Origin of the sequence: Hymenobacter baengnokdamensis (assembly GCF_008728635.1) — a bacterium.
Taxonomy (GTDB): Bacteria; Bacteroidota; Bacteroidia; order Cytophagales; family Hymenobacteraceae; genus Hymenobacter; species Hymenobacter baengnokdamensis.
Window position 1 is genome coordinate 3137670 of the sequence record NZ_CP044285.1, and the last position, 19676, is coordinate 3157345.

Here is a 19676-nt window from a genome sequence, read left to right on the forward strand (position 1 = left end):
GCGTGCCTCAGCCGGCGCGCCCGCCCACCGAACCGCTGCCTTCCATGAAGCTACCCCCCCGGCTGACGCTGGCCGCCGCCCTGCTGGGTGCCGCCGCCGCCGAGCCTCAGCTTGCCCACGCCCAGCAAACCCAGACCTTCGCCAGCGCCGAGCGCTACTTTCAGGAAGGCCTCGACCTCTTCGATAGAAAGCAGTACGGCGCCGCCCAGCAGGCCTTTCAGCAGTACATGCAGCTGGGCGCCCGCCGCGCCGGCGAGCAAAGCGGCCCGGCCGCCGGCTCGGGCCGGCAGGAGCGCCTGGCCGATGCGGAATACTACTACGCCGTGAGCGGCCTCTACCTGCTGCACCCCGACGCCGAGGGCCTTATCCTGGATTTTGCCCGCCAGCATCCGGCCCACCCGCGCGCGGCCGTGGCGTATTTCGAGCTGGCCAAGTTTTATTTCGACCAGCAGAACTACGCGCAGGCCAGTACCTACTTTCAGAAAGTGGCCCCCGCCAACCTCAGCGCCAGCCAGCGCGCTGAGTCCGATTTCAAGCTGGGCTACAGCCACTTCCAGCTGAAGGAGTATGACCAGGCCCGCATCCTGTTCGACCGCAACAAGAAGCAAGACAGCCAGTACCGCTACGCCAGCTCGTACTACGCCGGCTACCTGGCCTACCGCGCCGGCGACTACGCCGGGGCCCGTAAAGACCTGCTCGTGGCTGCCGAAAACGACGCCTACCGCAGCGTGGTGCCGGCCATCATGACTCAGATTTATTACAAGGAAGGCAACTACGACGGCCTGGTAGCCTACGCCACCAAGGCCCTGCAGCAAACGCCACCGCCCCAAAGCGCCGACGAGATTCAGCTGCTGGTGGGCGATGCGTACTACCAAAAGCAGGACTACAAGCAGGCCGGCAGCTACTTCGACCAGTATGCCGCCGTGCATAAGGGCAAGATTGACCCCAGCCTGCAATACAAAATTGGTTTTGCTAACTATAAGGAAGGCGACTACCCGCACGCCATCGCCAGCCTCAAAAACGTGGCGACCCGCCGCGACTCGCTGGGGCAGAATGCGGCTTATCACCTGGGCCTGAGCTACTTGCAGGCTGGCCAGAAAACCGCCGCCCTGGCCGCGTTTGATGCCGCCCGCCAAAGCACGCTGCAAAAAAACCTGTCGGAAAATGCTACCCTCAAGTACGCTCAGGTGCAGTACGAGCTGGGCAACCTGCCCGAGGTGATTGCCGCCCTGCGCGACTTCCGCAAAAAGTACCCGCGCTCGAAAAACCAGGCCGTGGTAGACCAGCTGCTCAGCGACGGCTTCCTGTCGAGCACCAACTATGCCGAGGCCCTGACTTACCTCGAAGGCCTGGGCGACGACCGGGGCGACAAGCTCAATGGTACCTACCAGCGCATTGCCTACTCGCAGGCTGCCACGCTCTACAACGATGGCAACTACGCCCAGGCCCTGCCGCTGCTGGATAAGTCGCTGAAATACCCGCAGGATGACGCCCTGCGGGCTGCCGCCCAGGTGCTGCGCGGCGAAATCTACTCCGTAGGGCAGCAGTACCCCGAGGCCATTACGGCGTATGCCCAGGCCGCCCGCTCGGCCCGGCAGGGCGGCGTGAGCGACGAGGAAACCCAGTACGTGCAGCTGGCTCGCTACGGCCTGGGCTACGCTTATTACAACACCAAGCAGTACGACAAGGCCCGGCCGCAGTTTCAGGCCTACCTCGCCGACCCCGCCGCCAAGCCCGCCGACCCCAACTACTACGATACCACGCTGCGCTTAGCGGATACGTACTATATAGCAAAAAACTATCAGCAGGCGCTGGACTTGTACGACAAGGTTATTCAGGCCAACGCTGTGGATAAGGACTACGCCTACTACCAGAAGGGCGTGACGCTGGGCCTGCTGGGCCGCAAGGACGAGGCCAGCCAGACGCTGGCAGCCCTGCTCAAGAGCAACCCCGACTCACGCTACGCCGAGCAGGCAGTATTTCAGCAGGCCCAGCTGGCTTTCCAGGCCGGCGACTACGGCCCGGCCGCCGAGGGCTTTACCCGCCTCATCGAAAACCGGCCCACCTCAAGCCTGCTGCCCGATGCGTATCAGCGCCGCGGCGTGGCCTATGCCAACCTGGAGCAGCAGGATAAGGCGGTGGCTGATTTTCAGAAAGTGCTCAGCGACTACCCGCGCAGTCCGGCCGCCCAGCAGGCGCTTTACAGCCTGCAGGAAAGCCTCACGGCCCTGGGCCGCACCGAGGAGCTCGACCAGGCCGTGGCCAGCTTTAAGGCGCAAAACCCCACCAGCAAGGCTACCGAGAGCGTCGAGTTTGAAGCGGCTAAGTCGCTCTACCTGGCTGAGAAATACGCGCAGGCCCTGCCCCGCGTGCAGGCTTACCTCAAGCAGTACCCCGACAATGCGCTGGCCCCCGACGCGCGCTTTATTCTGGCCGACTCGTACCTGAAAACGGGGGAGAAGGCCACGGCGCTGCCGCTGCTCAAAGCGGTGGTAGCCGACAATAAGAGTGAGTTTGTGAACCGGGCCGTGGGCCGCGTGGCCGACCTTGAGCTGGAAAATAAGAATTATCCCGAGGCCATCCGGTACTACGACCGCCTGCGCACGGCCTCAGCCAACCGCCGGGAGGTGGCCACCGCCACGCTGGGCCTGCTCAAGGCCACGTACGACAGCGGCGACTATACCAAGGCCCGCAGCATTGCCACCGACCTGAGCACCCTGGCCGGGGCCACAGCCAACGCTACCAACACGGCGCTGCTCTACCAGGGCAAGGCCGATTTTAAGCTTGGCAACCTCGACCAGGCCGCTACCGAGCTGGCCGCTGCCGTGGCCGCGGCTCCCAGTGATGCCACCGGGGCCGAGGCGCAGTACACGCTGGCCGAAGTGCTTTTTAAACAGAAGAAATACGACGAGGCCATCACGCAGGCCTTTAAGGTCAATTCCAACTACAGCGCCTATGAGCTGTGGCAGGGCCGGGCCTTCCTGCTGCTGGCCGATGTGTACACCGCCCAGCGCGACATCTTTCAGGCACGGGCTACGCTCAACTCCATTATCGACAATAAATTTCCGGTAGCCGAAGTCGTGGAAGGCGCCCGCCAGCGGCTCAAAGGCTTGCCCGCCAGCGATGATGAGCCGGCTCCTTCCGCCGAGGCCCCGGCCAAAGCTCCGGCCTCCAAGGCTGCCACGCCCCCAAAAGCTACCCCGGCCAAATCGGCGTCGGCCAGCCCGACCACTCCTAAAACGCCTGTCCGCAGTCAACAGGCAGCGCCCGCCAAGCCCGCCGGCAAATGAGTAGCCCGCTGCCTGTTCAGCGGATTGCTTAACTCATTTTCTTAGTAGCTCGCTCGCATAAAATCGCTTTAATGAAACGTTTAGAGGTGATAAAATCAAGCTTTACTTCCATAGGTGGCCGGTCGCTGCTGGCCGCTGGCCTGAGCGGAGCCGTGGCCTTTGGCGCGCAGGCGCAGGGCCAGCCGGGCAAAGGCAAGCCCCGCGGCACCATCCAGGATGCCGAGATTGAGATTGTGAAAGACCGGGTAAATACCCTGCCCGAGGCCAGCCGGAATTTCGAGAAAATCCGGCTCGACCCGCCGCCCAGGCCTACCCGGCAGGTTACGTATACCTACCCCGATTTCCGGCTGCCCGCTACCCGCCTCAATCCCTCGGTGCAGGTGCTCACGGTGGCCCAGGAAGAGCTGGAGCCGCTGACCGGCAACTACCTCAAGCTGGGCCTGGGCAACTATGGCACGGTGTACGGCCGGGCGCACCTGCACTCGACCCGCAACGACCAGTACAGCTACGGCCTCGACGTGCGCCACCAAAGCTCGGCCACCGGCCCCGTCGATGGCAAGAACTCGGGCGTGAGCCAGACCAGCGCCACCGCCACCGGCGAGTATTATAAGGGAACCACGGCCCTGGGAGCCGCCCTGGATATTGCCCGCGATACCTATCATTTCTACGGCTACGACCGCACCCGGCTGCCCGATGCTCCCGATGCCGATGCTATTAAGCAGACCTTTACCCGCTTCGGTGTGCGCGCCTACGCCCGCAACCGCGCCCCCGACGCGCAGCTGCAGTACGAAGTGGGGCTGGGCTTTAAGCATTTCAGCGACTCGTACAACGTAACGGAGAGCAACTTCCTGCTTGATGGCAAAGCCGGCTACGCGCTGAGCGAAACCAGTCGCCTCACGCTGGATGCGCAGGGCTCGCTTATTTCCGACAAGCAGCCGGCCGTGTTCGGGGGCTTGTCAGCGACCTGGTGCGCACCCGCAACTTCGTGCAGGCCACGCCCGCCTATGAGCTGACCGGCAAAACCGGCCTTACCCTCACGCTCGGGGCCACCCTCGGCTACTCCAGCGATGCAATTGGCAGCTCCAGCAAGGGCATGATTAACCCGGCCGTGCGCCTTGGCTATGCCCTGGTACCCGAAAAATTCGTGGTGTACGGCGGCCTGGGCGGGGCCATTCAGCGCGTCACGCGCTACGACCTGAGCCAGGAAAACCCCTGGCTGGCTCCGGGTCAGACCCTGGCCGACACCCACGCCGGCCCCACTGTGTACGGGGGCTTCACCTCAACGCCGGTCAGCGGCCTGGAGCTGGCCGCCCGCGCCACGTTCGGCCGCTCGCGCAACCTGTATTTCTACCGCAACTCGCTGGCCGATACCAGCAAGTTCGACCTTGTGTACGACAGCACGACCATCAACGTCGTGAACGTACATGCCGAGGCGCTCTACAGCGCCAGCGAGAAGGTACGGGTGGGCTTCAAGGCTGATTATAACCACTACGGCGTTAAGTCGTTGGCGCAGGCCTACGGCCAGCCGGCTTTCCTGGGCACGCTCTACGGCACCTATAACGTGTTTGATAAGCTGTTGCTCGGGGCTACGTTCTACTACTATTCGTCAAACTACGGGGTAGGCTATGCGCCTGGCGTTACACTGCCCGTGCCACCCCCCCCCGCACCGTCGTCGACCGCCAGACCAATTCGGTTATCGACCTGAGCCTGCGGGCCGATTATCGGATTACCCCAAAGTTCAGCATCTTTGCCATGGGAAATAACCTAGCCAACCGCCACTACCAGCGCTACCTGAATTATCAAAGCCAGGGAATCAATGCAATAGCCGGGCTAACGTACTCATTTTAAGCCGCCGGGCCTTTCCGGTGCGAGAAAGCGGAGCACGATAGCCGGGAAATTGCCTTTTTCTGCCCTTAACTTTAGCCTCATAACTTTTACCTGCCCGCCCGCTAAGCCTCTCACTCAATGAACCTTTCCGACCACCTACGCCCTTTGCTCCGCGACCACGACTGCGTGATTATTCCGGATTTTGGGGGCCTGGTGGCCGAGTATACCCCGGCGCGGGTGCAGCCTGGCGGCCGGCACCTGCTCAGTCCGCCTACCCGCCAGGTAGCTTTTAATCAGGCCCTTACCCGTAATGATGGCCTGCTCGTCGATGCCCTGCGCCAGCACCTGGGCCTGCCGGCCGCCGAAGCCCGCGAGGCCTTGCGCCAGGCCGTGGCCGCCCTGCACCGCGACCTCCAGACCCAGCAGCGCACCGAGCTGCCGGGCATCGGCGTATTTCGGCAGTTGGCGGGCCGGGGGCTGCAATTTGAGTATACCGGCACCGATAACCTGCTGACTGCCTCTTTCGGCCTGCCCGAGCTGACAGCTCACCCGGTATCGGTCATTGACGCCCGCCTGGCCCGTGAGCAGCAGGCGCAGCTGGTGCCCCGCCTGCGCTCCGCCAGCCGGGGGCTTCGGCTGCGCCGGGCCGTGCCAGGGGCGGCTATCGGCCTGCTGGCCGGCCTGGCCGTGGCCGGCCTCTACCTGCTGAATCTACACCCCGCCGTATTGCCCACCGCCTGGCAGGGCCGTCTGCCCCGCTGGGAGCAGGCTCCGCACCAGGCCGTGCCGCAGCAGGCGGCGCTGGCGCAGCCCGGCTTCTCGGTGCCGGTGGCCGGGCCGGTATCGGAGGCAGCCCCTGCTCCGGCCATGGTGACAGAGAAGCCCGAAGCGGCCTTCGTCGCCGCTCCGGCCCAGGCAGCCCCCAGGCAAACCGACCCCGTTGATGCCCTGCTCTCGCGGCGGCAGTCGGTACCCAGTCCGGTACCCGTGCGCCCCAGGGGCAAAGCCCGCAAGGTGCCGGCCGCGGCAGCCATCGCCGTTGCCAATGAAAGCAATATTGCCCGGCCCGTACCACTGGCTCAGCGCCATGCCGGGGCGGGCAACATGACTACCTCCTACGCGGTAGCTACGGCGGCTCCGAAGCCGGTGCCGGCTTCGGTAACTCCGGCGGCTGTAGCCGCCCCGGTGGCTCATCCGGCTATGGCGGTGCCTACGGGCAAGTCTTCGGCGGCAAGGCCCACCAAAGCGGTTTTCAAGCCGCTTGCCAAGCCTGCTTTTGCCCCGGCTTCTTCAGCTTCGCAGGCCGCCACTACAATTAAAAGCCGCACTGGCCGTTACTACCTTATCGTAGCTGCTTACGGTTCGCTGGCTCATGCCGAGGAAGGGCGCCGCAACCTGGCCCATGCCGGCCGGCCGGCCAAAATACTGCTGCCGCCCCCCGGTAGCCGCCTTTATCGCCTGTCGGCCGTCGACTTCCCCGACCGCGCCTCGGCAGTGGCCGCGGCCGGCCGCCTGCGCCAGAACCGGCACTTCGATAAAGGGCTGACTATCCTGCCCTATTAATCTGAACGCGAACGCATTGCCTGTTCGGGCTGGCGCCGCGCCGGCCTGCTCTTTCGTTTATCCTCTCTTTCGCTGAATGTCCGTCTTCCTGCTGCAAGCTGCCCCCGCCGTTACCACTATTGCCACCGATACGGCTGCGGCCCATGCCAACGCCATGGCTGCCGCCGCGCCCGGCCTCTCCCTCATCGACCTGATACTGAAAGGGGGCTGGATAATGCTTCCCATCTTATTGCTTTCAATCATTTCAATCTATATTATGATTGAAAGGTATATTACCATCCGCAACGCAGCCGGTAATCCCGACTCGTTTATGGCTGGTATCCGGGCGCTTATGCTGAAGGGCGACTTGCAGGGCGCCAAGCTCTACTGCGCCCAGAACCCCTCGCCGCTGGCGCGCATGGTGGAGAAAGGCCTGCGGCGCATCGGCCTGCCCATCACCGAGATTGAGGCCAGCGTCGAAAATGTGGGCAAGATTGAAATTGCCCGCCTCGAAAAGAACATCAGTATCCTGGGCATCATTGCCGGCATTGCGCCCATGCTGGGCTTCGTGGGTACCATTATCGGCGTTATCAAGATATTCTTCGCCATCTCGTCAAGCGGCGAGTTTGGCATTACGCAGATTGCCGGCGGCCTCTACACCAAGATGGTAACCTCGGCGGCCGGCCTCATCGTGGGCATGATTGCCCACATCGGCTACCACTGGCTCAGCATTCTGGTCGAGCGCATGGTATTTCGCATGGAAAACTCGGCCGTCGAGTTTATGGACATCCTGCAGGATAATTAATTATTTGATGTGGAAATGTGGGAAACGAGAAAATGACTAGCTAGTCGCGCCAGGTGCTGAGTAGCAATTCTCACATCTCCCACATTTTCAAATTTCCACATTTAACAACGTGAATCTTTCCCGCCGCCACCGCCTGTCTTCGCACGTCGAGACCAGCTCGATGAACGACATCATGTTCTTCCTGATGCTGTTCTTCCTGATTGTGTCCACGATGGTGAATCCCAACGTTATCAAGCTGTTGCTGCCCAATGCCAAGAGTAGCAAGCAGGTGATGAAGCAGCCCATTACGGTATCTATCAACGCGGCCGGGGAGTATTTCGTCAATAAGAAGCCCGTGACGGCCGCTTCGCTTGAACCCGAGCTGAAGGCGCTCATTCCGGCCGGGCAGCCCGCCGAAGCCCAGCCCACGGTAGTGCTGCGCGTCGATGCCGGCCTGAACGTGCAGAAGCTGGTCGACGTACTGGAAATCGGCAACCGCCTGAAGATGAAAATGGTGATGGCGACTCAGTCGCAACAGGCGGCTGGAAAATAGTTGTAAGTCAGGCGTTAAAAGTTATGAGCTGGCAGCTTTTGGCTTATTACTTTAACTCCTGCCTTTTAACTCAAAACTCATAACTCCAAAAAATGGCCCTCGACTATCCCGAACAGCACCGCCGCGAGGCTCTGATTGGCACGGTGGTCGTGCATCTGCTGCTGGCGCTGCTCTTTTATTTTGTGGTATTCAGAGGCCCCGACCCGCCGCTGACTGCCCTGGGGGGCGACGGCGTAGAGCTGAACTACGGCCTTGATGAGGCCGGCTCGGGCGATATTCAGACCAAAGCCACTGCCAATGCCTCGCAAAACCGCGAAGACTCGCGCCCGGCGGCGGCCCGGCCCAACCCCACGCCGCAGCCGGCCCAGCCGCAGGTAGAGCGTACGGCGCCGGCCCAGCCCGCCGCCCAGGAAAAAGTACTCACCAGCGACGCGGAAGACGCCGGCGTGACTACTCCGCCCGTTGAGAAGCCCGCCCCCAAGGCAGCCGAGGCCGTGCGCGAAACGCCCAAGCCCCGCGAGCAGCCCCGCACCTTATACACGCCCAAAGGCAGCGCTAGCGGCGTGGCCGGCGGCAACGGCGTAAACGGCAGCAGCAGCGCGCCTACCGGCAACAGCAACGGCGACCATCCCGGCACGGTGGGCGACCAGGGCAGCCCCAACGGCTCGCTCGATGCCAAGGCCCTGTATGGCCAGCCGGGCAGCGGCGGCAGCGGCTCGCGCCCCGGCAGCGGGGGCGGCAGCGGCCTCGAAATGAGCGGCTGGCGCTTTGAGAATACACCCGTGGTGGAGGCCGTGGACGACAACCCCGGCGTGGTGCGCTTTAAAATTAAAATCACCGACGACGGCGAAGTGGAGTCCGTCACCAAAGTATCGGGCAATGTATCGCCGGCCCAGGAGAAGCTCTGCCGCGACAAGCTGCTCGACGCCAACTTTGTGAAAACCAACGCCGGGGCGGGCGGGGCTACGGGCTTTTATACGTTCCGCTTCACCGTGAAATAGATTTGAATTAAAAAGGAAGACTAAAAACCGGGTGGCCTTGTGGCGGTCGCTTTACTTTTAATTCTTCATTCTTCATTTTTAATTCCCATGACTTACCCCGAAACCCTGGCCTGGCTTTACGCACAACTGCCCATGTACCAGCGGGTAGGGGCGGCCGGCTTCAAGAAAGGCCTGGGTAATACGGAGGCGCTGGCGGCGGCCCTGGGACATCCCGAAACGAAGTTTCGCAGCGTACACGTGGCGGGAACTAACGGCAAGGGCTCGTCGTCGCACCTGCTGGCGGCGGTGCTGCAAAGCGCCGGCTACAAGGTGGGGCTCTATACTTCGCCGCACCTGCGCGAGTTTACCGAGCGCATTCGGGTGAACGGGCAGGAGCTGGCTCCTGCATATCTGGTGCGCTGGGTGGCGGAGCACCAGCCCCTGTTTGCCGATATTCAGCCGTCGTTTTTTGAGATGTGCGTGGCGCTGGCCTTCGACTATTTCGCCGCCGAGCAGGTCGATGTGGCGGTAGTGGAAGTGGGCCTGGGCGGCCGGCTCGACTCCACCAATATCATTACGCCGCTACTATCGTTAATTACGAACATCAGCTACGACCACCAGGCCATGCTGGGCAATACGCTGCCCGAGATTGCGGGCGAAAAGGCCGGTATTATCAAGCCCGGCCGGCCCGTAGTGGTCAGCCAGACGCAGCCCGAGGTAGCCGCCGTATTTGAGGCCAAAGCCCGGCAGGAGGGCAGCCCGCTGCTGTTTGCCGACACGCGCTACGAAGCGCGCCCGGCCGCTGTCGAGGCTGGAATATGGCAAATACTAGATATTTGGCGTGCTGGCCAGCCGTGGCTCGCACACGTGGAGCTGGGCCTGCTCGGCGACTACCAGCGCCTGAACCTGCCCGGCGTGCTGGCGGCGCTGGATGAGCTGCGCGCGCAAGGCTTCACTATCCCGGAAAGTGCCCTGCGCCAGGGGCTGCGCGAGGTAACGCGCCTGACCGGCCTGCGCGGCCGCTGGAGCATCATCGGTCAGCACCCGCTGGTGGTGGCCGACACGGGCCACAACGAAGCCGGCCTGCAGCTTGTGCTGGCGCAGCTGGCCCGGGTGCCGCACCAGCATCTGCACCTGGTTATCGGCGTGGTCAACGACAAGGATATAGCGAAGGTGCTGGGGCTGCTGCCCCGCACGGCCACGTATTATTTCTGCCAGGCGGCTATTCCACGGGCGCTGCCGGCTGCCGAGCTGGCGGCCCAGGCGGCGGCCGTAGGCCTTCGGGGCGAGGCCTACGGCCCCGTAGCTACTGCCGTGGCTGCTGCCCGCGCCGCCGCCGGCCCCGAAGACGTTGTCTTCATCGGCGGCAGCACCTTTGTGGTGGCTGAGGTAGCGGAGTTGTATCAGTAGCACGGCCGCTGGCGCGGCCGAAGGGGAAACAGCGTGGGATTAGCGCGTAGTTTTGTGACCCTTTTAGCCTAAAAAATAAGTTACCGTGCCCCGCATTAAACTCCAGCGCTTCGCCGAAAATGCCACCCGACCCGATATCGTAGAGCCGGGCAAGCCAGCTTTTGGCCAGCTTTCCGGCCGTTGGGGCGCTGATTTTTTCCACAACCACCATCCGCTGGTGCTCGAAGTAGGCTGCGGCAAAGGCGAGTATACCGTGGGCCTGGCCCAGCTTCATCCCGAGCAGAATTTCCTGGGCCTCGACATCAAGGGCGAGCGCATCTGGCGCGGCAGCACCCGCGCCGAGGCGCTGGGCCTGCAAAACGTGGGTTTCGTGCGCTTGCTGGCGCACCAGCTCACCGAGCACTTTGCCCCCGGCGAGCTGAGCGAAATCTGGATAACCTTCCCTGACCCGCGTCCCCGCGACCGCGACATTAAGCGCCGGCTCACGTCGCCGCGCTTTCTGAATATGTACCAAACGCTATTGGCCGCCGGTGGGGTAGCCCAGCTCAAAACCGACAGCGAAGGCTTATTTGAGTACACTTTAGAAGTCCTGGCCGGGCGACCCGAAGCCCGCATCGAGGTTGCGACCCGCGACCTCTACGCCGAAACTGACCCGGCTTTCGCGGCGGCTCAGGCTATCCAGACGCACTTTGAGGGCAAGTACCGCGCGGTGGGCGTGCCCATCAAGTACGTGCGGTTTACGCTATAGCATGGGCTCGGCGAGTCCGCGCGTGGGAACAGGGTGCTGCATATTACCACGCGCGAACTCGCCGCGCTCACGCTACTACGCTTCTTCCAGGGCCTCAAATACGGCTTCCAGCTCGGTAAAATCGCGCAGGCCGGGCTTTAGCTCCTCGCCCCCGGCCAGGACAAGGCCCGCCGGATGCACCTGCTGGGCCAGGTCGGCGGCTTCGGTGGGGTCGGTGGGGCTGGCCAGCCACAGCGGCGCCTGGCGGGCCAGCTGGTGCCAGTAAGTGTAGTCGGCCGGGTAGGGGCGAGGGGCGGTGGTAAACAAGGCAAAGCCCTGCGGAAAAGCGGCGCTGACATCATGAAGGGCCGTCGCGTAATGGGCCTGATTGGTGATAAGATTGGCGGGTACTTCAATCAGGACGGGCACCGCCAGCCCTTCGGGCCAGGCCTGGCGGGCGCGGTCGAGGCGCAGCAGCACACCCGTCAGGCCGCATTCTTCGACCAGGCGGTTGATTTCGGGCCCGGCCACGTAGCCAAACTCGCCGATGATATCGACGCCGGCCACCCAGCCCGCCAGCTCACGGGCCGTGGCCGAGTCCACGGCCCCCGGCAAGCTGGGGTCGAGCGTAAAAATGAGGCCCTGGGCCCCCATGCCCGCGCAGTAGCGGGCGTCCGAAAGATTGTTGATGCCGCGCACGAGCACGGGAAGAGCTAAGGACATTTCTTCAGTGAGTAGTGAACAGTGAGCGATTAGTAGTGAGCCGCAAAGGTCGTTCCGATAACTACTCACTGCTCACTACTCACTGCTCACTACCTTTGTAGTGGCGCCAGTCGGAACATTCACCTCCCTGAGTGGCTTGCCGCTTTCATGAACCCAACCCCAACCAAAGGCCGCGTTCTCGTGGCCATGAGTGGCGGCATCGACTCGTCGGTAGCCGCCGTGCTGCTGCACGAAGCCGGCTACGAAGTAGTGGGCATGACGATGAAAACCTGGGACTACGCCACGGCCGGCGGCTCGAAAAAAGAAACCGGCTGCTGCTCGCTCGACAGCATCAACGATGCCCGCGATATTGCCGTGCGCCTGGGCTTTCCGCACTACATCATTGATATCCGCGACGAGTTTGGCGATTTTGTTATCGACAACTTTACCAGCGAATACCTGGCCGGCCGCACGCCTAACCCCTGCGTGCTCTGCAATACCCACATTAAGTGGGATGCCCTGCTGCGCCGCGCCGACCAGCTTGGCTGCGAGTTTATTGCCACCGGCCACTACGCCCAGATTCGCCAGGATGCTGATACTGGTCGCTTTGTGGTGAGCAAAGGGCTGGACGAAAACAAAGACCAGAGCTACGCCCTATGGGGCGTGACGCAGCAGAGCCTGAGCCGCACGCTGTTTCCGCTGGGGGCCATGCGCAAAACTGAGATTTACGACGAGGCGCGCCGCCGGGGCTTCACGGCGCTGGTCAACAAGCCCGAGAGCTACGAAATCTGCTTTATTCCCGACAATGACTACCGCGGCTTTTTGCGTCGCCGCGTGCCGGGGCTGGAAGCCCGCGTGGCCGGGGGCCGCTTTGTGCTGGCCGACGGCACCGAGCTGGGCCGCCACGAGGGCTACCCGTTTTACACCATCGGGCAGCGCAAAGGGCTGGGTATTGCCCTGGGTTTCCCGGCCTACGTGACGGCTATTCGGCCCGAAACCAACGAGGTAGTGCTGGGCAACTACGACGAGCTGGCCAGCACCGCTACCACCGTACACATGCTCAACATGGGCAAGGTCGGCAACCTGGAAGGGCAGGGCCTGGTGCCGGCCGTGGTAAAAGTGCGCTACCACCACGCCGGCTCACCGGCTTTCCTGGAGCAGCACGGCGACAAGATTAACATCTACTTCACCGAGCCGGTGCACGCCATTACGCCCGGCCAGGCCGCCGTTTTCTACGATGGCGATGATGTGCTGGGCGGCGGCTGGATTGAGCGCCACGTGATTGGCGAGGTGCCGGTGGCGGCTGTAACGGATGACGTTGAAGTATAAAAATATGTTATTTTATATAGTAAGTAAGTAAATCGTCAGCTAGTAGTATCTTGGAAGGCCAACTGGGCGGGTAGCCGCGAGGCTCCCGCCTTTTTTATATTTATGAGCTCATTTCTCCGCTTGCTTGCCGCTTATCGCCCCTGGGCACTTGGTCTGCTGGCCTTGCCGGTGCTACTGGCCGGCTGCCGGCACGATGTGGTAGTGGTGCCCGCCTACGACAATTACTTTCCCGTTGAGGTAGGCACTTATCGCACGTATGCCGTGGCCGATTCCAGCTGGCTGAAAGGCGCGCTGACGGTCAGCAACTACCAGTTTCGGGAGCGCGTAACCGAGCAGTTTGCCGATGCGGCGGGGCAGCCGGCCTACCGCCTGGTGCGCTCCAAGCGCCCCAACAGCGCTGCCGGCTGGGTCGATGACAGTGCCTTTGTGGTGCAGCCCATGGCGCGGGCCGTGGTGGTAACCCGCAACAACATCCGCACAGTAGCGCTGATATATCCGGTGCAGGCGAATAAAGGGTGGAACGACATGGCCTTTTCCGCCTCGCCCGACACTATCACCAGCCTTACCCGTTTTTATGGCCCCAACGTGGCCGCGCCGTATACCGTGCCGGCGGCTCAGGGCCAGCCTGCGGTTACGTACCCTGTCACCGTTACCACCAAAACGACCCTCGATGGGGGTATCGACGACGTGAATGCCTTGTACCAGAGGGGGTTGCAGCAGGTGTATGCCAGTGGTACCGGCCTGGTGCAGCGGCGGCGCTTTAGCCACAATACCTACTACCTGCTGCCCGACAACTCCACCAAGCTCACGCCCGGCGTGGTGCAGGATGGGTACTCGCGCTTCGAAGTGCTGATTGACAAGGGAACGATATAGTGGGTATTGCGCCGGCCAGCCGCTCCGGTAACCACGCTGATATTACCTGTAGTGCTATAAATATGAAAAATTTATTAGGTGCAGTCGCTGCCTTGCTGCTGCTCGTGGCCGCCGCTCCCGGTGCCCGGGCCCAGACGACCGGGTACCGCTACTTTGTGTATTTCAAAGACAAGGCCGGCACCCCGTACTCGGTGGCTCAGCCTCAGGCATTTTTGTCGGCCCGCGCGCTGGCGCGGCGTAGTCGCCAGGGCATAGCCGTGCGTCCCCGCGACCTGCCCGTGAGTCCGGCTTACCTGACCCAGCTGCGGGCCGTGCCGGGTAGCCCCCAGGTTTTGTACACCTCGCGCTGGCTCAACGGCGCCGTAGTCGCCTGCGATTCGGCCACCCTGGTGCAGGTGCAGCGGCTGCCGGCCGTGCAAAGCACGCAGCTGCTAAGCCGGGCCGCCCCACAGTCGCCGCGGCCGGCCGGTGCCGTTACCTCCATTGCCACGCCGCCCGCGCCCGCCACCCCGCGTGCTACCTACGGCCCCGCTTATGCCCAGAACCAGCTGCTGGGCGTCCCCGGCATGCACGAGGCGGGCTTTCGGGGCGAGAATATGCAGATTGCGCTATTTGACGCCGGTTTTCCGGGGGCCGACCAGCTCACGGCCCTGCAAAATGTGCAGCAGCAGCATCGGGTAGCCAGCACCCGCAACTTTGTGGATGGCGGCCGGCAGGTGTACCTGCGCAACGGCCACGGCACGGCCTGCCTCTCTACGATTGGCGGCGAATTACCAGGATACTATATCGGAACCGCCCCGCACGCCACCTTCCACCTCTGCATTACGGAGGATATTGACAGCGAGTCGCCGGTGGAAGAAGCCAACTGGCTGGCCGCCGCCGAGTATGCCGACTCGGTCGGCGTCGATGTTATCAGCTCGTCGCTGGGCTATACTACCTTCGATGATGCGGCCTTATCGCACAGCTACGCCGACCTCAACGGCCGCACGGCAATTAGCAGCCGGGCGGCCCTGGGAGCCGCCCGCGTGGGGATAGTGGTCGTAAACTCGGCCGGCAACGATGGCGGCAACAGCTGGCATTACGTGAGCGTGCCGGCCGATGCGGACAGCATCATTACGGTCGGGGCCGTCGATTCGCTGCGCAACCACGCCGGCTTCAGCTCCTACGGCCCAACCGCCGATGGCCGCATCAAGCCCACGCTTTCTTCCATGGGCGTGTCGTCGGCAGTGCTGACGCCCAGCGGCACCATCATGCGCGGCAGCGGCACCTCCTACGCCTGTCCCGAGCTGGCCGGCCTGGTAGCGGGCTTCTGGCAGGCCAACCCCACGCTCACGGCGCAGCAGGTAATTGCGGCGCTCAAAAACGGCGCCTCCCAGGCGCAAAGCCCCGATAATACCCTGGGCTACGGCATTGCTGATTTTGGCAAAGCCTACAACCTGCTGCACCCCAGCGCCCCGCTGGCTGCCAGCGCCGGGCCGGCGGCCGAGTCGCCCCTGGCCATCTTTCCCAACCCCAGCCAGCGCGAGGAGCTGATGCTGAGCGTGCCACCCAGCCTGCGCCGCCAGGTGCTGCGGGTGCGGGTGCTCGATACCAAAGGGGCCCTGCTCAGCGAGCAGCTGCTGCCCGCCAGCCCGGCCGCAACGGCGGCGCTGCGCCTGCCTGGTCGCCGCCTGGCGCCGGGCGCTTACCTCTGCACCGTGCAGCCGGTGGCCGGCGGAGCCCTGCAAACGGTGCGGTTCGTGCGGCAGTAGAATTGCTAATTAAAATAGCTTGTTTGAGCCAAAAATATTGGTATTGTGACTTTGTCTGCGTAACTTTAAGCCGTCAATCAGACGCCTCTTTCTATGTTACAGCTAATGACGACCAAGCGCATTGGGCGCCGCCAGTTTCACTTCACGGTGGAAGGCAAAAACTTTCACGAAGCCGTGGCCGAGTACGACCGCCTGAGCTTTCAGGACGTGGCCGCCTGCGGCCTCTGCGGCTCCGATAACCTGGACCTGACCTCGCGCGTAGCGCAGGGAAAATTCAAATATACCAGTGTGAAATGCCGCGACTGCAAAGGTGACCTCACCTTTGGCAAGCGCGAAGACGATGACCAGACGTACTTTCTGCGCCGCAAGGAAAGCGGCGAGCTCGACTGGCGCCCCTTCGAGAAGAAAGCCGACTAGGTTACTTAAGCCGCCAGGGGTGCGGGCGAAGGAAGAAAAAGGCTGTTGGGCTTGCTACGGGTAGGAGCAAGCCCAACAGCCTTTTTCTTTCCCCACTTTTCCTTTCTGCGCCTCATACTACGCTCCGTACTTTTGTTGCGATGAGCTATTCCCTGCCCGACCCCATTTCGCCGCGCCCGCGCCGCGAGCCGCTGCTGGCCCCCTCGCTGCTGGCCAGCGACCTGGCCAATATCCAGGCTACTGCCGAACTGCTGGCGACCGCCGAAGCCGACTGGCTGCACTTCGACGTGATGGATGGGCGGTTTGTGCCGAACATTTCTTTCGGGCTGCCTATTCTGGAGGCGCTGCGGCCCCATGCCCGGCAGCCTATCGACGTGCATCTGATGATAGAGCGGCCGCAGGACTACCTGGCGGCTTTCCGCGACGCGGGCGCTACGCACCTCACCGTGCATTACGAAGCCTGCCCGCATCTGCACCGCGTGGTGGAGCAAATCAAGAGCCTGGGCTGCACGGCGGGGGTGGCCCTGAACCCCGCCACGCCCGCTAGCTTCCTGCAAGACATTGCCGCCGACCTCGACCTGGTGCTAGTAATGTCGGTTAACCCCGGCTTCGGGGGCAGACGTTTATTCCGCACACGCTGCAAAAGGTGGCAGCCGTGAAAGAACTGCTGCTCGATACCGGCTCGGCCGCCCTCATCGAAGTTGATGGTGGGGTAAGCCAGACCAACGCTGCCGCCCTGGTGCAGGCCGGGGCCGACGTGCTGGTAGCCGGCAACTTCGTGTTTAAGTCGCCGGGCGGGCCGGTAGCTACGCTGGCCGCCCTGCGCCAGCTGCTGCGCGAAGCCGGCCCGGCTCCGGCGGCAAATAAATAGGGTATTCCCGATACTGAAAGTGAGGTTGGAGAAGTTAAAAAGCCGGGAGCGCCGCCACCGGGACCGGCGTAGCTTTACGGACTATATTTTCTGCTGCCTTTGCGTTTGAAGCCTCTACCGTTACTCCTCGTATTAAGTGCGCTGCCGCTGGCCGGGCCGGCGCTGGCCCAGCAGGTGCCCACGCCGGCCCGGCCAGCGGCCGCTACCGTGCTTCTGGGCACCGTGCGCGATGCCCAGGGCCAGTCGCTCGAACTGGTCGTGGTGGGCCTCGAAGGCCGGGCCGGCGGCGCCACTACCGACGCCCAGGGCAATTTTACCCTGCGCCTGGCCCGGCCCGTGAGCGGCCCGGTAGTGCTGGTAGCGCGCCGCCTGGGCTACCTTCCCCTACGCCAGCTCCTGCGCCTGCCCGACGATGCCGCCCAGCCCCTGCGCCTGGCTTTGCAGGCCGATACCAAGGCCCTGGGCGGCGTAACCGTGCGGGGCCGCTCGGCGGGGGCCGATACCCGTGAGCAGGCCAGCCTCATTCAGCTCGACCCGCAGACGGCCAAGGTATTGCCCTCGCCCTTTGGCGACTTTAACGCTATTCTCAAAACGCTGCCGGGCGTAATCAGCAACAACGAGCTGACCAGCACCTACAACGTGCGTGGCGGCAACTACGACGAGAACCTGCTCTATGTCAACGGGTTTGAGGTGTACCGACCCTTTCTGGTGACGCAGGCGCAGCAGGAGGGGCTGAGCTTCATCAACCCCGACCTGGTGCAGAAGGTCGATTTCAGTACCGGCGGCTGGCAGCCCAAGTACGGCGACAAGCTTTCCTCGGTGCTGGATATTCAGTACAAAGAGCCCGAAAAATTTGCCGCTTCGGCCACGGCCAGCCTCGTGGGCGGCGCCGCCCACGTCGAGGCCCGCTCGGCCAACAACCGGGTAAGCTACCTGGCTGGGGTGCGCTACAAGAATGCGCAGTATGTATTTAATGCCCTTAATCAGCAGCAGGGCAACTACAACCCGACCTTTTACGACGGCCAGGCGTACGTCAATATCGGCCTGGGCCGCAAGGATGGCGACCTGCAGAAAACCAGTCTGGGTATCCTGGGCGTGGTGGCCCACAACGACTACCGCTTTGTGCCGGTGAGCGGGCAGGTCACGTTCTCGACCGACGTGAACCAGGTGGCGCGGGTGAACATCTACTATGATGGCCGCGAGCGCATGCAGTACGATACCTACCAGACGGGCCTCGACTTGCGGCATAACTTTCACCCCGGCCTGCAGCTCGACTTGCTGGCGTCGGCGCTGACTACCCGCGAGTTTGAGTTTCGCGATGTGGAGGCTGCCTACACCTTTGCCGACGTAAACCGCGACCCCAACAGCCCCGATTTCAACCAGCCCGTGCGCCAGCGCAACATCGGCTCCAGCTTCAACCACGCCCGCAACGACCTCACGGCGCAGGTGTACACGGCCGAGCTACGGGGCCGCTGGAACCCCGGCGGCGACCCCACCGGCCCGCACACCATTCGCTGGGGCATCAAAACCGGTCACGAAATCATTCATGACCAGATTGATGAGTACAGCTTTGCCGACTCGGCCGACTACGTGCCCGATGCCCGGCGCACCCGCCTCGCCACCAACCTCAGCCTGGAAAGCCAGCGCACCCAGGGCTACGCCCAGCACACCTGGCAAATTGACTCGCTCAAAACGCTTACCTACGGCGTGCGGGCGCACTACTGGTCGGTTAATGAAGAGCTGGTAATCAGCCCCCGCATTCAGTTTGCCGCGCGCAGCCGCCGCCACCCCGAGCGCAGCTGGAAGCTGGCAGCCGGCGTGTACGACCAGCCGCCCTTCTACCGCGAGTTGCGCGATATGCAGGGCCAGCTCAATACCGAGCTGCGGGCCCAGAAGTCGCTGCACTTTGTGCTGGGCCGCCAGATTGAGGTGCACCTCATGGACCGCCCCTTCCGCCTCAACACGGAGGCGTACTATAAGCGCCTCACCGACGTGGTGCCCTACGAAGTAGACAATGTGCGCCTGCGCTACTACGCCACCAACAGCGCTACGGCCTACGCCGCCGGCTTCGAAACCCGCCTCACCGGCGAGTTTGTAAAGGGCGTGGAGTCGTGGCTGAGCCTGGGCGTGCTCACCACCCAGGAAAAGGGTGACACCACCGCCACCTACGATAAGAATGGCAAGCGTACCGGCTTCGAAACGCTGGGCTACATCCGCCGCCCGCAAGACCAGCGGGTGACGGCCAGCATCTTCTTTCAGGACCACCTGCCCGACAACCCCTCCGTGCGCGGCTACCTGAATCTGGTTTTTGGTACCGGCCTGCCGTTTAGTCCGCCCGGCCTGCCTCAGTTTCGGGGCGCGGGCGCACTTACTACGCCCTATCAGCGCGTCGATGTCGGGTTTTCCAAGGTCGTGAGCCTGCGCAGTGCTCCCAAGCCGCACCTGTACTCGCTCGAAAGCCTGTGGCTAAGCCTGGAGATTCTTAACCTGCTGGGGGCCAATAACGTGGCCGGCTACAGCTATTTGCAGGATGTAAACGGCCGCACCTACGCGGTGCCCAGCTACTTATCGCAGCGCGTAGTAAATCTGCGGGCCATCGCCCGGTTTTAAATGCCGTTTG

The 19676-nt window shown here is 63.0% G+C and carries 15 protein-coding genes and 1 pseudogene; 15 read left to right on the top strand and 1 reads right to left on the bottom strand.

What is annotated here, in order from left to right; translation table 11 throughout:
- The first annotated feature begins 44 nt into the window (after nt 1-44).
- The 9 genes from F6X24_RS13440 (at nt 45) to trmB (ending at nt 11134) form a co-directional block, all read left to right on the top strand.
- On the top strand, nt 45-3290 hold the full coding sequence (locus F6X24_RS13440; protein ID WP_151088486.1) for a tetratricopeptide repeat protein: 3246 nt from the start codon (nt 45-47) through the stop codon (nt 3288-3290).
- A gap of 71 nt (nt 3291-3361) precedes the next feature.
- Nucleotides 3362-4303 (top strand): hypothetical protein, encoded by a 942-nt coding sequence (locus tag F6X24_RS13445; protein ID WP_151088487.1) that lies wholly within the window; start codon nt 3362-3364, stop codon nt 4301-4303.
- Nucleotides 4258-4995 carry a hypothetical protein gene (locus tag F6X24_RS13450; RefSeq protein ID WP_151088488.1) on the top strand — a complete coding sequence of 246 codons (738 nt, stop codon included), beginning with the start codon at nt 4258-4260 and terminating at the stop codon, nt 4993-4995. The genes F6X24_RS13445 and F6X24_RS13450 overlap by 46 nt, the downstream gene beginning before the upstream one ends.
- 260 nt (nt 4996-5255) lie before the next feature.
- The gene (locus tag F6X24_RS13455; RefSeq protein ID WP_151088489.1) at nt 5256-6680 is read left to right on the top strand and encodes an HU domain-containing protein; all 1425 of its coding nucleotides are present in this window, start codon (nt 5256-5258) and stop codon (nt 6678-6680) included.
- Between the two features lie 76 nt (nt 6681-6756).
- Nucleotides 6757-7464 (top strand): MotA/TolQ/ExbB proton channel family protein, encoded by a 708-nt coding sequence (locus F6X24_RS13460; RefSeq protein ID WP_151088490.1) that lies wholly within the window; start codon nt 6757-6759, stop codon nt 7462-7464.
- A 109-nt stretch (nt 7465-7573) separates the two neighbouring features.
- Nucleotides 7574-7996 carry an ExbD/TolR family protein gene (locus F6X24_RS13465; protein WP_151088491.1) on the top strand — a complete coding sequence of 141 codons (423 nt, stop codon included), beginning with the start codon at nt 7574-7576 and terminating at the stop codon, nt 7994-7996.
- Nucleotides 7997-8088: 92 nt separating this feature from the next.
- Nucleotides 8089-8997 (top strand): hypothetical protein, encoded by a 909-nt coding sequence (locus F6X24_RS13470; protein ID WP_151088492.1) that lies wholly within the window; start codon nt 8089-8091, stop codon nt 8995-8997.
- 87 nt (nt 8998-9084) lie between these two features.
- On the top strand, nt 9085-10386 hold the full coding sequence (locus F6X24_RS13475) for a bifunctional folylpolyglutamate synthase/dihydrofolate synthase (RefSeq protein ID WP_151088493.1): 1302 nt from the start codon (nt 9085-9087) through the stop codon (nt 10384-10386).
- An 85-nt stretch (nt 10387-10471) separates the two neighbouring features.
- Entirely contained in the window at nt 10472-11134 is a 663-nt protein-coding gene (trmB, locus tag F6X24_RS13480) for a tRNA (guanosine(46)-N7)-methyltransferase TrmB (RefSeq protein ID WP_151088494.1), read from the top strand.
- A gap of 75 nt (nt 11135-11209) precedes the next feature.
- On the opposite strand, the gene F6X24_RS13485 is transcribed toward trmB, so the two are convergent.
- On the bottom strand, nt 11210-11836 hold the full coding sequence (locus F6X24_RS13485) for a beta/alpha barrel domain-containing protein (RefSeq protein WP_151088495.1): 627 nt from the start codon (nt 11834-11836) through the stop codon (nt 11210-11212).
- Nucleotides 11837-11983: 147 nt separating this feature from the next.
- On the opposite strand from F6X24_RS13485, the gene mnmA reads away from it, so the two are divergent.
- The 6 genes and pseudogenes from mnmA (at nt 11984) to F6X24_RS13515 (ending at nt 19666) form a co-directional block, all read left to right on the top strand.
- Nucleotides 11984-13144 carry a tRNA 2-thiouridine(34) synthase MnmA gene (gene mnmA, locus F6X24_RS13490; protein ID WP_151088496.1) on the top strand — a complete coding sequence of 387 codons (1161 nt, stop codon included), beginning with the start codon at nt 11984-11986 and terminating at the stop codon, nt 13142-13144.
- Nucleotides 13145-13246: 102 nt separating this feature from the next.
- Nucleotides 13247-14017 carry a hypothetical protein gene (locus F6X24_RS13495; protein ID WP_151088497.1) on the top strand — a complete coding sequence of 257 codons (771 nt, stop codon included), beginning with the start codon at nt 13247-13249 and terminating at the stop codon, nt 14015-14017.
- Nucleotides 14018-14079: 62 nt separating this feature from the next.
- Complete coding sequence (locus tag F6X24_RS13500) at nt 14080-15768, top strand: S8 family serine peptidase (RefSeq protein WP_151088498.1); 1689 nt, start codon at nt 14080-14082, stop codon at nt 15766-15768.
- A 93-nt stretch (nt 15769-15861) separates the two neighbouring features.
- Nucleotides 15862-16185, top strand: a complete 324-nt coding sequence (locus F6X24_RS13505; protein WP_151088499.1) for a hypothetical protein — start codon at nt 15862-15864, stop codon at nt 16183-16185.
- 140 nt (nt 16186-16325) lie between these two features.
- A pseudogene (rpe, locus tag F6X24_RS13510) lies at nt 16326-17056 on the top strand (ribulose-phosphate 3-epimerase).
- 105 nt (nt 17057-17161) lie between these two features.
- Nucleotides 17162-19666, top strand: coding sequence for a TonB-dependent receptor (locus tag F6X24_RS13515; protein ID WP_229725098.1), 2505 nt, complete (start codon nt 17162-17164; stop codon nt 19664-19666).
- The last annotated feature ends 10 nt before the right edge of the window (nt 19667-19676 follow it).